The sequence below is a fragment of the Gracilimonas sp. genome, assembly GCF_031581265.1.
Taxonomy (GTDB): Bacteria; Bacteroidota; Rhodothermia; order Balneolales; family Balneolaceae; genus Gracilimonas.
The window spans coordinates 1-13020 of sequence record NZ_JAVLBQ010000014.1; the positions used below are offsets into that span (position 1 = coordinate 1).

At 40.8% G+C, this 13020-nt stretch carries 11 protein-coding genes; 6 read left to right on the forward strand and 5 right to left on the reverse strand.

Features of this window, described 5'->3' with window-relative positions; all coding sequences use genetic code 11:
* Window positions 1-1935, forward strand: a 1935-nt coding sequence (locus tag RI561_RS06810) for a hypothetical protein (protein WP_395079481.1), incomplete at its 5' end; no start/stop codon positions are given.
* Window positions 1936-2079: 144 nt separating this feature from the next.
* Here the strand turns inward: RI561_RS06810 and RI561_RS06815 are convergent.
* Window positions 2080-2283 carry a hypothetical protein gene (locus RI561_RS06815; RefSeq protein ID WP_395079482.1) on the reverse strand — a complete coding sequence of 68 codons (204 nt, stop codon included), beginning with the start codon at window positions 2281-2283 and terminating at the stop codon, window positions 2080-2082.
* Between the two features lie 75 nt (window positions 2284-2358).
* Between RI561_RS06815 and RI561_RS06820 the strand changes: the two genes are divergently transcribed.
* The gene (locus tag RI561_RS06820) at window positions 2359-2985 is read left to right on the forward strand and encodes a TM2 domain-containing protein (protein ID WP_395079483.1); all 627 of its coding nucleotides are present in this window, start codon (window positions 2359-2361) and stop codon (window positions 2983-2985) included.
* A gap of 12 nt (window positions 2986-2997) precedes the next feature.
* Here RI561_RS06820 and RI561_RS06825 read toward each other — a convergent pair whose 3' ends face one another.
* Entirely contained in the window at window positions 2998-5616 is a 2619-nt protein-coding gene (locus RI561_RS06825) for a T9SS type A sorting domain-containing protein (protein WP_395079484.1), read from the reverse strand.
* Window positions 5617-5891: 275 nt separating this feature from the next.
* Complete coding sequence (locus RI561_RS06830) at window positions 5892-6545, reverse strand: LuxR C-terminal-related transcriptional regulator (protein ID WP_395079485.1); 654 nt, start codon at window positions 6543-6545, stop codon at window positions 5892-5894.
* Between the two features lie 434 nt (window positions 6546-6979).
* On the opposite strand from RI561_RS06830, the gene RI561_RS06835 reads away from it, so the two are divergent.
* The gene (locus RI561_RS06835; protein WP_395079486.1) at window positions 6980-7354 is read left to right on the forward strand and encodes an endonuclease domain-containing protein; all 375 of its coding nucleotides are present in this window, start codon (window positions 6980-6982) and stop codon (window positions 7352-7354) included.
* 217 nt (window positions 7355-7571) lie between these two features.
* Here RI561_RS06835 and RI561_RS06840 read toward each other — a convergent pair whose 3' ends face one another.
* The gene (locus RI561_RS06840; protein ID WP_395079487.1) at window positions 7572-8003 is read right to left on the reverse strand and encodes a hypothetical protein; all 432 of its coding nucleotides are present in this window, start codon (window positions 8001-8003) and stop codon (window positions 7572-7574) included.
* 81 nt (window positions 8004-8084) lie between these two features.
* On the opposite strand from RI561_RS06840, the gene aspS reads away from it, so the two are divergent.
* Window positions 8085-9866, forward strand: coding sequence for an aspartate--tRNA ligase (gene aspS / locus RI561_RS06845; protein ID WP_395079488.1), 1782 nt, complete (start codon window positions 8085-8087; stop codon window positions 9864-9866).
* Window positions 9866-10573, forward strand: a complete 708-nt coding sequence (locus tag RI561_RS06850) for a DUF429 domain-containing protein (RefSeq protein ID WP_395079489.1) — start codon at window positions 9866-9868, stop codon at window positions 10571-10573. Before aspS ends, RI561_RS06850 begins: the two co-directional genes overlap by 1 nt.
* A 144-nt stretch (window positions 10574-10717) precedes the next feature.
* Here the strand turns inward: RI561_RS06850 and sthA are convergent, their stop codons facing one another.
* Window positions 10718-12178 (reverse strand): Si-specific NAD(P)(+) transhydrogenase, encoded by a 1461-nt coding sequence (gene sthA, locus RI561_RS06855; protein WP_395079490.1) that lies wholly within the window; start codon window positions 12176-12178, stop codon window positions 10718-10720.
* Between the two features lie 232 nt (window positions 12179-12410).
* On the opposite strand from sthA, the gene RI561_RS06860 reads away from it, so the two are divergent.
* Complete coding sequence (locus RI561_RS06860; protein WP_395079491.1) at window positions 12411-13019, forward strand: superoxide dismutase; 609 nt, start codon at window positions 12411-12413, stop codon at window positions 13017-13019.
* Window position 13020: the final 1 nt, after the last annotated feature.

The following is a 13020-nucleotide window of genomic DNA, read 5'->3' on the forward strand; positions in this document are numbered from 1 at the left end:
GTATTTGAACGCAAATCTTATGAGTTAGAAGTTACAACCAACGGAGAGGGTACAGTAAGTGAAGAAGTAGTTCAAGCGAAGACAGAGTATGCTTATCAAACTCAAGTAAGATTAACAGCAAAGCCTTTATATGGTTGGAAGTTTGTAGAATGGAGTGGTGATCTTACTGGTTCTGAAAATCCACAAATAATAGCTATAGATACATCCAAGCAAGTACAAGCCAAATTTATCAAGAAGTTTTACGAGTTTAATTTATCCACAGAAGGGGAAGGTAGTGCAACCACAGTGTTAATTTCCGGCGAAGGAGTTGACAATAAATATGAGTATGCGTCTGAAGTTAAGTTAGAAGCAGTACCTTCTCAAGGGTGGAAGTTCAGTAAATGGGAGGGTATAAATTCTACAAGTAATCCTGTTACTGTAGAGATTGATTCAGCTAAAACAATAAAAGCTGTATTTGAACGCAAAACTTATGAGTTAGAAGTCACAACCAATGGAGAGGGTAAGGGTGAAATTGATATTTCAATTATCGAAGGGGGTATAGCGAATGGAAAGTATCTATATGAAAGTGTTATTAAGTTGACTGCTACTCCTAATAGGTATTCAGAATTTGAAGAATGGTCTTTGAGTAATGGAGTGAAAGAAAATGAAGAAGAAATACTAGTAAATGTCACTGGAGACATTCAGGTACAAGCAAAATTCGATATGCTAATAAAAAAGCTCAATGGTTCCGAAACAGATATTGTAAATGATGTGATTCTGGATGCTGAAGGAAATTTAGTTATGATTGGTGAAACTGAGTCAAATGATGGGGTGTTTGCAAACCAAAACCCTCAAAATCTAAGACTAGGATTTATAATAAAATTTAATAGAAATTTTGAAGTTTTAGATCATTTAATTATCGAAGGTTCTGACACAAGGAGTGGAACTGATATAGTTGATATTATTGAGGATAAAGGCGGCGGTTATTTTTTATTGGCACAAGATAAAGAAGGGAGGGGTGTTTTTAATGATAATCCAACAAAAGGAATTAGAAGATCATTAGCGATCCTAAAACTTAGTTCAAATCTTGATTTGGAAAAAACAGTTTTTTATGAAGACAATGATGATTTATTTGGGGATGGATTTGTTAAACTTCAAAATAATAATATTATGGTTGCTAGTATGGTAGATAATCCTAATGACAACGTCTCTTGGGGATCATTTGGTGCAGATATTGTAATTTTGAACTTCTCTGAAAGTCTAAATTTAAATTGGTCAAAGCGAATTGCAGGAACTCGTTCTGATTATACTAGTGATATTGTTGAGTCAGGAACAAATTGTGCACTCGTAAGTGGTATTTCTGAATCTACAGATGGTTATTTTAAATCAACGACTGCCTATGGAGAAAGAGATGCTATAGCATTAAAAATTTGTCAAGACAAAAAAATAAGTTTCATTAAAAGATATGGAGGGAGTGGAGAAGATTATGGCAATGAAGTAATAAAATTGAAAAATGGGAATTATTTATTAAGGGGTATCACTGCAGGTGGGGGGAATATTAATGGTAATTTAAACACCTCAACGAGTGCCAACTTTATAGCGGAGTTTGATTCTGAGGGAAATGAAGTATTCAACTCTATTATAAGTGGTTACTCACTACGATCTCAAATCACCAGAACTATAGATATGGATGAATCCATATATACAATAGGAATAGGTTCGCGAAACATTATTTTGGACAAGATTAATTACTCAGGTGATATTATAGAAAGATGGTCATATGGCGGTTCAGGCATAGATAAGCCAGAAGTTGTATTACCTGGCTTGGATAATGGGTTAAGAGTCTTCGGATGGTCAACAAGTACAGATTTCAATTACATAAGTAAAGATAATTCAAATGCAGATATTATTTATATGAATTTTGACAAAAATGGTAACATTGTCGAAGTGAAATAAAGTTACAGCTTCATTTAATATGTTGTTCTTATAAGGAAAGGAAAAATTATTGTCATTCTGTAGATTATCCATAGATAACCATAATAAAAATTTCATGTTACTATTATAGGCGAATAATTTAATTTTACAGAAATCAATAAACCCTTACTTTAATCTTGTAAAGCCTATTAATGCAAGAATAAGTGCACTAAATCCACCTAGCAATTTCCTAAACATCTTTTCCGGCTCTTTCTGGGTCATTTCTTCAAAGACTTCATCCTTTTCTAGGTCATGTTTATTTCGGGCATGAGAGGTTAATCCCCTTTTATCCCTAAAAGATTCATCACAAAGTGGATTCTTTTGTACCATACTTCCATTTCTATTTGGAACAAAAATTTACTTAATTCGAATGCAGGTACAAATTCAAAGAAACAGCAAATCGAGATGAGAAAATCAGAAAAATATGAAATGGCCCTGGCTGCAGAAAAAGCCCTGGATAATGCTACCCAAAAATACCAGGAGGTTATTGCTGAGCTAAAAGAGTCAGACGAGTATAAGGAATCCAACCTTGCCATTGCTGTTAATGACTCTATTCGAAATCTGTCCCGAAAAGTAGAAGCTTATCTTGAAGGACGAATTTCAATGGATAAGCTACTGGATGAATTTGTATTTGAGTATGAGATTATCGAAGGTGAGCTGGAGTTTGAAAAACAAGAATCAGCAAAGATAAAGAGGTTGGCAAAACGATTACTGTCGAGCTACCAAGATTTTATAGGAAAAGTAGGCGGAAGCAAAAAACTAAAAATTCTTGAAAAGATTGAAAGGCAGTCATTTGAAAAAAAGTCGAAAGGCAAGGCATACCTTTTTTGGTTCGTGGGATTATTTGGAATATTGGGGCTGCATCGATTTTACCTGGGGAAAACGGGAACCGGTATCGGCTGGCTTTTGTCAGGGGGAGTGTTGGGATTAGGAGCACTGTATGATTTATTTGCTCTTTCTCAAATGGTAGAAGAGCAGAATATGTATAATGAACTCAGGGCTGCAAAACTGAAACAGCTTAAAGGCAGGTAACTTATCGTTGGCCTACTTTATCAGCGTCATCGTACGACTGGCTTCCTGGTCTCCGGCTTTTATCTTATATAAATAGGTTCCACTTGCTAATTCGCCGGCGTTGAATGTGGCAGAGTGAGAGCCGGCTGGTTTTACCTCATCTACCAAGGTGAATACTTTTTGCCCGGACATATCAAACACTTCTAAACGCACCTCACTTGCTTTTTCTAAGGTGTAATAAATGGTAGTAGAAGGATTGAAGGGGTTCGGGTAATTCTGTTCAAGTGTAAAATGTTTGGGCTGTACTGTTTCCTTTTTTGTGCTGGTGTTCATCATTTCCCGCAATTGATAACGGAATACACCTTCCCCCTGAGTAGCTGCATACAGGTATTCGCCTCCTCCAGAAAACTTCAGCATGGCAATAGCACGGGTTGATGGTTGTTCGTTCAGCAGTTCCCAGGTATTTCCACTATCGCCACTATGATAGACGCCACCGTGCCACTCTGCTGCATATACATTGGCGGGATCTACAGGATCTATAGCAATGGAGGTGATATGGGCATGATCGCGTGTTCCATATTCAATAAGTTTTTGCGGAGCAAGTATTTGTTCCCAGTTCTCGCCACTGTCTTCTGATCGGTAAATACCATAAATATTACCCCCGATATACACCACGTCATCATTTTGAGGATGTACAGCGATTGACATCACCGAGTGGCGGGGCAGGGGATCTTCTGCAGTCCATATATCGTCCCAGCCTTGGCCTGCCGGTAAACTACCTTTGGCATCAGTCCAGGAGCTTCCTCTATCCTCAGTTATAAAAACACCGCCATCTCTAAGTGAGATATATACCTTGTCTGGGTTTTGATGACTTATAGCAATATCAGTAACATTTTTAGCCTGGGCTCCGGTTGGCAGTCCATTATTTTGTTCTTGCCAGGTTTCCCCTCCATCCAACGACCGATAAATTCCCATACTTTCCGGAAAGTCAATGACGTGAGGGTCGGCATGGAAACCGGCGGACATAAAACCTGCATAAGCGATATCATTATCTGATGGTGCAAAAACAATGTTTCGTACTCCATGTCGGTTACCCACTTCTCCCGTTTCCAGGTATAAAACAGGGCTCCAGGAGTTACCGGCATCGGTGCTTCTCAACAAAAAACTTTCGTGTTCATCGGCTGAAAAGAGGGTGTTGCCATTAGGATCTTTTGGATCGAAAGCGACTCCAAAGCCTTCCGGAAATGCGGCATATCCATTGCTGATGCCTTGCCAGTTTTCTCCCGCATCTTGGCTTGAAAATACCCCACTGCGTCCATTACCCAGTATTTGTTTGGGATTATTGGGATGAACAGCTACCGCATGAATATCTGCTCCAGTATATCCTTTGCTCCAGCTTATCCAGCTTTTGGCTCCATCCGTAGACTTGAAAACCCCACCGCCATAGTTATTTACAAATAATGTATTTGGGTCATCAGGATTGACTACCATATCAATGGGTACACCACTACGGACACCGGGTGGGCCGTATGGAGCATCATTTTCGCCTGAATACCGAGTCCATGTCAAACCGTTATCCCCCGATCGGTATATTGCCTGCGCCGAACCCGCATAAACGATATCCGGATTGGAAGGGGCAAAAGCCACGGCGGTGAAAGGTTCCGCATTATTAGAAAGAGAAGGACTTACATCGGTCCATGTAGCTCCAAAATCTTCGGAGCGATAGAGAGCACCAAATATTCCTTTGTTGAAATCATTGTTATTACCGGCGGAAATTATGATGGTATTCGGTTGGTTAGGATCACAGTCGGCTCCGCCCATGAACATACTTTTAGACTTATTGATCCCCGAATTTGTTTCGGTCCATGTTACTCCTCCATCATCTGAAGAAAACATTCCTAAACCGGGACCGGATGGATGCTCTTCATCTGGATCATCGGTGTTAGCTTCGCGGTCAAAAATTCCGGTGGCTACCAACAGGTTGTCTGTATTTTGTGGGTCAATGAACATCCATCTGGTGAGACTGTTGAATTCATGCATTAGCGTGAAATTTTCTCCGCCATCGGTAGATTTGTATATAAAGCCTTTTACTCGTTCAAATTCTGTGCCCCATTCCCCCGTATGATTCTCTCCCATCACAAAAACGATATCCGAGTTACCCGGTTGAACTTCGATATGACGGATAGTTAAGGGGCTGGTGTCTGGATTTGGATCGAGGTTTATTCCATTGTCTTTTTTTACCCAGGTGGTACCATCATCAGTAGATTTAAATAATCCGCCTCCTTGCTCCATGCCTGCCCACATGATGTCATTATCATTAGGATCGATACGAAAAGCGAACACTGGTATAGCATCGGAAGAGGGGCCGAACCTTACATCAATTCCATTATTAGAGGAGGCCCAATTCGCACCTCCATCGGTACTTTTCTGAAGGCCGGTCCATGCATCTGTCACAAAGAATGTATCGGGATTGTCAAGTCTGTAGCGAACATTGTAGCCAAGTCCTCCAATGGGGCCACCCGTTTTTTCCCATAAATTAAGGTCTGAAAAAGAGGTGCTATTTTTGATTTGTGAGGTTTTAAGGAAGCGCCAGGCAAATGGAAGTCCTGCTGTTACAGTTAATCCGGTTTTGAGGAAAGCTTTTCTATCCATAAAGCTACATGCTTGTTTTCTATTGTTAACTGTAGGAAGAAACAGAATTTTGTGCAAAAAATCCTTAGATAAAAAAAAGCCACCCTCAAATCAATGAGAGTGGCAGATATCATCTACAGACGGCTATTACCCCATTTGCAATCTTAAAATACTTTTTAGCAAGCGGTTCGTCAATGGAGGGAATTACGTAATTTGAGTACGTGAAAATACGTAGTTGTTAAATTCCAAACTCCAATTTTCAAAAAGCTTGAGAATTGGAGTTTGGAATTTGGTAGTTACAGTAGTGCCTGTTGATTTTCCATTGCAAAGCGGACGAGAGCAGCTGTATTTTTTAGATCCAACTTTTTAAGTAGATTGGTTCTGTGTTTATCAACGGTTCTAGGACTTATATAAAGTTTGTTGGCGATTTCCGTACTGGTGAGTCCTTCAGTTAGCAATCCTAAAATTTCCCGTTCTCTTTTAGTGATGGATTTAATGGGATCAGGATGTTTTTTCTTTCGGGCAAGGCGTTTGTATTCCTCAGTCATCATCCGGGAGAATTGCTTACCCAAAAACCGCTCTCCTATAGCTACTTTTTCGGCAGCATCAATAAGTTCAAATTCATGGGCTGAGCTGTGAATCAAACCAAAAGCTCCGGAATCAAGAAATTCATTGAGTGTAGAGCGGTCGGTTTTATCAGCCACCAATAAAATATTTGCATCAGGATCTTTGTCAATGATCTTTTTTGCAATGATAATACCTTCCATTTCCGGCATGGAAAAAGAGAGAATACATAGTTGAGGTTTTACGCTTTCGTAAGCGGTAAGGACAAGCGCACCATTATCAACCTCGCTGCAAATTTTAAATGCACCGTGATCTCGCAAAATGGCGCTTAAGCCATATCTGAAAATTTCGTTGCCGTCAGCAACAATTGTATCGATGATATTCATTTTACCTCCCCAGGCAGAATGGTTCTCCTCCGACCCACTCGGAGAAAGGATAAATAATGTATATAAAAAAGAGGGTAGTTCGCCAGTTTTATTTTATGGGTTGATTAATCGGTATTTGGAAGTGAAAGTGAGTGAGATGTTGAAGTAAGCGGCGTTGCCCCAAATAACACCCACCGCCCGACTTCGCATTCGCTCAGTCCGGCACCTCCCTCAAGGGAGGACTATCCGAAGTTGTATCAAGATAATTGAGCCCGATTTGAAATAGGAATACGTAAACAATCTCGGAAAGTCTCCCATTGAGGGGAGATCAATTCAAAAAGCTGTTCCTTTTTGAATTGTGAGGGGTGTTGGTGCCAAAGAAGACCAAGTTAAAAGCCACTAAAAAAATTTTGTAAGGAATCCCCTCCAAACGGCTCTTACTTATAAAAAAGACCATGAGCCGAAATACAATTATACTCTATAAACCGGAAATGAAAGAAATTGCCCGAAAGCTCCGACGGAATATGACGCTTTCGGAGGTGTTGTTGTGGCAGCAAATCCGAAAGAAAACATTAGGAGTGCAATTTCACAGGCAAGTGCCCATGGTATGTTTTGTGGTTGATTTCTACTGTCACGAGCTGATGCTTGCCATTGAGGTCGATGGTGTAAGCCATGATAATCCACAGAATGCTGTTTCAGATGAAGAGCGCCAGAAGATACTGGAATCCTATGGAGTCAGCTTTATTCGGATTCCGGATAGGGAAGTGAAGCAGAATTTAGATGGGGTGATGCGATATTTGGAGATGAAAGTGGGTGAGATGTTGAGGTAGGCAATATTGCCCCAAAGACACCCACCGCCTCCCATTCGGTCGGCACCTCCCTCAAGGGAGGACTATCCGAAATTGAATTCGAATTACATAACTTTATTAAAACTCTTAAGCAGGAACTAACTCGGTTAAGTCTCCCATTGAGGGGAGATCAATTCAAAAAGCCGTTCCTTTTTGAATTGTGAGGGGTGTGAGTAGCCAAGGCCATACATGTCAAAACTCACCCAGCAAATCCGATCAACAAATAAAAACTCAATCCAGACTTCAGCGTCCACAAAATCGTTCGAATCCAGTTGGTGGAAACCAATCGATTTATGGCATCTATGTCTTTGCCGGATTCCAGTTTGGAATGAGCCGGAACTGAGAATAAGGCGGTGGAGATCCAGATCAGAAGCACCAGGTAAAATCCGAGTGCATTCAGCGATAGAAATCCATCAAACCAAGTAAGAGCAAATGAGGTAGTAATTTCAGGCACCATCACCGGAATTACGACTTTATCGATGCTGTGAATATGGTGTTTTTGAAAATTCAGGTAGTTCTCTTCCGATACATATCGAAATGAGGGATAATGCACCAGCTGCACAAGCCATATAAGGCCGGTCATGAAAAAGGATGCAAAGACGTTTGTCAGAAATAAAAGTTCCTGCCACATTGATTAGGCGATTCGTTAACATTATGCGTATTTTCAGCGCCTTAATAACCAAAGTTTTCACTCTACGATTCATCGAAACGAATGACGCTCAAAAGAACACATACTTGCGGAGAGTTAACCGCAGATAATATTGGAGAAGAAGTAATTTTAAATGGCTGGGTAGGTCCGCGCCGCGATTTGGGCGGGGTTATATTTATTGATTTGAGAGATCGATATGGTATCACCCAGGTGGTATTTAAAGAAGATGACGATGCCCTGCATGCAAAAGCCGAACAGCTTCGAGCTGAGTATGTTATTGGTATAAAAGGGAAGGTTATTACAAGGGGTAAAGAAAATATTAACCCCAAAATGCCAACGGGACAAATAGAAATTGAAGCCACCGATTTGGTGATTTACTCGGAAGCCGAAACACCTCCATTTGAAATCAAGGATGGTATATCTACTAACGAAGATGTACGCCTGAAGTATCGCTATTTAGACCTTCGCCGACCTGAAGTGCAAGAACGCTTAATGCTGCGGTCTAAATTTTACCAATCAGTACGTGAATTTTATCACAACCTGAATTTTGCTGAAGTGGAAACGCCTGTATTGATGCGCAGTACACCGGAAGGAGCTCGTGATTATCTCGTACCCAGTCGAGTAAATGCAGGGAAGTTTTTTGCACTTCCACAGAGCCCACAAACTTATAAGCAGCTGCTGATGGTTTCAGGCTACGACCGTTACTTCCAGATCGTGAAGTGTTTTCGGGATGAAGACCTTCGCGCCGACCGTCAGCCTGAATTTACTCAGATTGATGTGGAAATGAGTTTTGTAGAAGAGGAAGAGATATTTAAAACCCATGAAGCTCTCTGGAAAAAAGTGTTTGTTGATACCATCGGATATGAAGTTAAAACGCCTTTCCCACGCATGACCTACGAAGAGGCGATGAATACCTACGGTTCCGATAAACCGGATACCCGTTTTGGCCTTGAGTTCAAAGATTTTTCTGAGATTGTTCGTGATGCGGAATTCAAAGTATTCTCGAATACGGTAAAAAATGGCGGTGGTGTAGTTGGTATTACCGTTCCCGGACAGGGAGATATGGGTCGTGGTGCTATCGACAGGCTTACCGATCGTGTGAAAAAAGAAACCGGTGCAGGTGGATTGATCTACATCAAGATGCAGGAAGATGGTCCGCTTTGCAGTGTTGCTAAATTCCTGACGGATGAAATTGTAGAGCAGATGGTTGAAACATCTGAAGTCGAGCAAGGAGATCTTGTTCTGATTCTTGCCGGACCTAAACCGGATGTACTCAAGCAACTCGGTCAGCTTCGACTAATGATGGGGAAAGACTTTGACCTGATTGATGAATCAAAATTCAATTTTTTATGGGTTACCGAGTTTCCGCTGTTGGAGTGGGATGAGGAAACACGTCACTACCATGCAATGCACCATCCATTCACCTCACCCCGGGAAGAAGATGTGGAGTTAATGGATTACGATCCCGGTAAAGTGAAAGCGCGTGCATACGATTTAGTACTGAACGGAAATGAGCTCGGTGGTGGTTCTATTCGTATCCATAATCAGAAAATGCAGCGTAAGGTTTTTGAATTATTGGGAATCACTAAAAAAGAGGCGGAAGAAAAATTCGGCTTCTTGCTGGATGCGTTCAAATACGGTGCCCCTCCTCACGGCGGAATTGCTTTTGGCGTTGATCGTGCGGTGATGTTATTGACCGGGGCAAAAAGCCTTCGCGATGTGATCGCTTTCCCGAAAAACCAAAAGGCACAAAGCATGATGGATAATTCACCGGATACAGTAGATAAACACCAGCTGGATGAGCTGCATATCCAACTCAAGAAAAATATTAAAGATCAGTTATAGTGAAAACAGCAGGAATTGACGGTTGTCAGGCAGGATGGATACTTATCACTTTTGATGAGGGTGAGGAAAAGTATGAAATCCTTCGTGATCGGGAAGCATTAAAAGAGGCTTTTGAGACTTTTGATTGCGTATTTATAGATATGCCCATTGGGTTGGAAGATGAAGAATATACCCGTGAAGCCGATGCCCTTTTGCGTAAAAAATTAGGTGGAGAATATGCATCGAGTGTATTCAGTCCGCCAATCCGTCCGGCGCTTACAGCTCCTTCTTATGTGGAAGCGAATATGATCAGCCATGAGTACACTGATAAAAAAATGACGCTGCAATCGTGGAACATCACTCCAAAAATACAGATGGTAGATGAGTTATTGCGGGCTGATGAGTCTCTGATTGATAAGGTACTTGAATCTCATCCCGAATTGCTTTTCCAAACGTTGAATGGTGGGATGATTTATCAGAAGAAAAATCTGAAAAAAGGAATTAAACACCGACTTAAGCTTATCGAAGATCGCGAACCTATTGCCGACGATTTTTTCCGTGATATTAAAGAGGATTTCCGTCGTAATGAAGTGGAAGAAGATGATATCGTGGATGCGATGGTTCTTGCATACTCGGCTAAAATCTCAGAAGAAAAAGGCATTAAGACTTTGCCGGAAGAATTTGAATACGATTCGGAAGGCATGCGTAAAGCAATTCATTACGTATAGAGAATCTCCTATATCAAAGGGTGTGTCCGCTCCGACGCAGAGCGTCGGGAGCGAGTTTTAAAATCTTAATTAAAGTAAAATAACTCGAAGCCTCTCTTTGTCCCTCGCTCCCGACGCTCTGCGTCGGAGCGAACTTCAACAGAATTATTTATTACTTTTCAGGATTTTCTTGTACTTCACTCCGGCTTTATATACCCGGTTCATGCCATTGAAAGCGGCAATCCGGTATGCTTCACTATAAGTAGGGTAGTTGAGTACGTGATTAATGAAATAACGTACATCTCCGCCGAGCGACATTACGGCTTGTCCCAGGTGAATGAGATCACTTGCTCGCTCCCCAATAATATGAATGCCAACCAACTTAAGACTTTTAGTTTCAAATACCAGTTTTAGCAATCCATCTTGCTGATTACTGATATCTCCCTGAGTAATGTTTTTGTAATAAGCACGACCAACCGTTACATCATGTCCCTGAGATTTAGCTTCTTTTTCGGTGAGTCCAATACTTGAAATTTCCGGGATAGAATAGATAGCAAAAGGGATTTCCGGTGGCACATCCAGAGCCTTGATACCAAACATACTGCAAGAAGCCAGTCTTCCTTCAGAGAAAGAGGCTGAAGCGAGTGCCGGATATCCTATAGCATCTCCTCCGGCATAAATAGTATCAACATTGGTTTGATAATCGCTGTCTACAACGATGTACCCTTCTTTATCCATTTCGATACCTATATCCTCCAGTCCCATTCTGGTTGTGCTGGGTACTTTTCCACCGAGATAGAGAACATGCTCAGTTTCAATAACCCGGGTTCTTTTGCCTTCGTTATCATTTCTGAGATTATACCTGACCTCAGTAGTATTTCGAAGGGTGTTAGTGTTTACCGCAATATTTTCGGCATCGGAAAAAACCTCTATTTTTTGCTTTTTCAAAAGCTGTGTGAGTTGTTCTGATATTTCATTATCCAAAAAAGGAAGAAATGATTCAGATTCATTTAGGATGGAAACGCGACTTCCGAGGTTTGAAAACGTTGTAGCATATTCCAAGGCTTGAACTCCACTTCCAACAACTAATAATTTTCTGGGTATATGAGTAAGATTCAGCACAGATATGTAGTCCATCACTTTGTCATGGTCAAGGTCAAAGCCTTTAGGTTTCAATGGCTTACTGCCCGGTGATAAGAATATAAATTCAGCAGTATATTCGGATTTTTCACCGTCTTTGTTAGTTACCTCAACGGTGTTTTCATCTTTTAAGACACCAAAACCGCGAACGGTATCAATTTCATTTTTCTTGAAGTCATTTTCGACCTTGAGGTTTTTACTTTGGAGGGTTTCATTTTTGTATTTAAGCAATTCCTCCATTTGATGATTTTGGTACGCTTTTTCCTGTGAAAGTTTTTCGAATTGATTTTGGAAACGCTGAATAATACGAGCAGTTTCGCGAAGAGCTTTACTTGGAATAGTTCCTGAATTGATCCACGTTCCACCAAAAGTTTCTTCTTTGGATTCAATAACAAGTGCCTTTTTATCAAATTTTGAGCTTTGCATGGCACAAGAAAACCCGGCCGGCCCGCTTCCGATAATGATAACGTCGTAATCGTAGTTCATAAATAAGTAGAGTGAGGTAAATAAAGTGAGTGTGCAATGGAAAGATACTTCAATTTGGAGACGAATTCAGAGCAACCTTTATCTATAGTGTTAACAAATCTAAAAGATAGAAGGTATTGATGGGGTACAGGAACGAATTTTAATGCCGTTTTGCTTATGTTTGGGAACGATAAATAAAAGGCACGCAATATCTAAGCGTGCATAATCTGAAATTAAAAAACGGAGTAAACAAATGGCATATTCACTTCCAGAATTACCTTACGATTATGATGCACTCGAGCCTTATATCGATGCGGAAACGATGAAGATTCATCACACCAAACATCATCAGGGATACACCAATAAAGTAAATGCTGCACTTGAAGGACATGAATTCGCAGATCTTGATATAGAAGAAGTGCTCCGGCGTATTGATGAAGTTCCTGCCGGCAAAAAGCAAGCTGTAATAAACAGTGGTGGCGGATATGCAAATCATAACCTGTTTTGGACTATCCTGTCTACAAATGGTGGAGGAGCTCCTGAGGGAGAATTAGCCGATGCTATCAATGACACTTTCGGTAGCTTTGAAGATTTCAAAGAAGAATTTGCCAATGCAGCAGGTGGACGTTTTGGATCAGGTTGGGCATGGCTTTCAGTTGATGGAAGCGGAAACCTTATTGTACACTCAACGCCAAATCAAGACAGTCCTCTAATGGAAGGCTATACACCGATATTGGGACTTGATGTATGGGAGCATGCATACTATCTGAATTATCAGAATCGCCGCCCTGATTACATTTCTGCATTTTGGAATGTAGTGAATTGGGATCAAGTAGCTAAAAATTACAACGACGCGAAGTAAG

What these genes read in the sequence shown, in the direction of transcription:
- sthA (WP_395079490.1), bottom strand. Translation starts at nt 12,178, where the DNA reads ATGAACTACGATTACGACGTTATCATTATCGGAAGCGGGCCGGCCGGG.
- RI561_RS06825 (WP_395079484.1), bottom strand. Translation starts at nt 5,616, where the DNA reads ATGGATAGAAAAGCTTTCCTCAAAACCGGATTAACTGTAACAGCAGGA.
- RI561_RS06830 (WP_395079485.1), bottom strand. Translation starts at nt 6,545, where the DNA reads ATGAATATCATCGATACAATTGTTGCTGACGGCAACGAAATTTTCAGA.
- RI561_RS06815 (WP_395079482.1), bottom strand. Translation starts at nt 2,283, where the DNA reads ATGGTACAAAAGAATCCACTTTGTGATGAATCTTTTAGGGATAAAAGG.
- aspS (WP_395079488.1), top strand. Translation starts at nt 8,085, where the DNA reads ATGACGCTCAAAAGAACACATACTTGCGGAGAGTTAACCGCAGATAAT.
- RI561_RS06820 (WP_395079483.1), top strand. Translation starts at nt 2,359, where the DNA reads ATGAGAAAATCAGAAAAATATGAAATGGCCCTGGCTGCAGAAAAAGCC.
- RI561_RS06840 (WP_395079487.1), bottom strand. Translation starts at nt 8,003, where the DNA reads ATGTGGCAGGAACTTTTATTTCTGACAAACGTCTTTGCATCCTTTTTC.
- RI561_RS06860 (WP_395079491.1), top strand. Translation starts at nt 12,411, where the DNA reads ATGGCATATTCACTTCCAGAATTACCTTACGATTATGATGCACTCGAG.
- RI561_RS06835 (WP_395079486.1), top strand. Translation starts at nt 6,980, where the DNA reads ATGAGCCGAAATACAATTATACTCTATAAACCGGAAATGAAAGAAATT.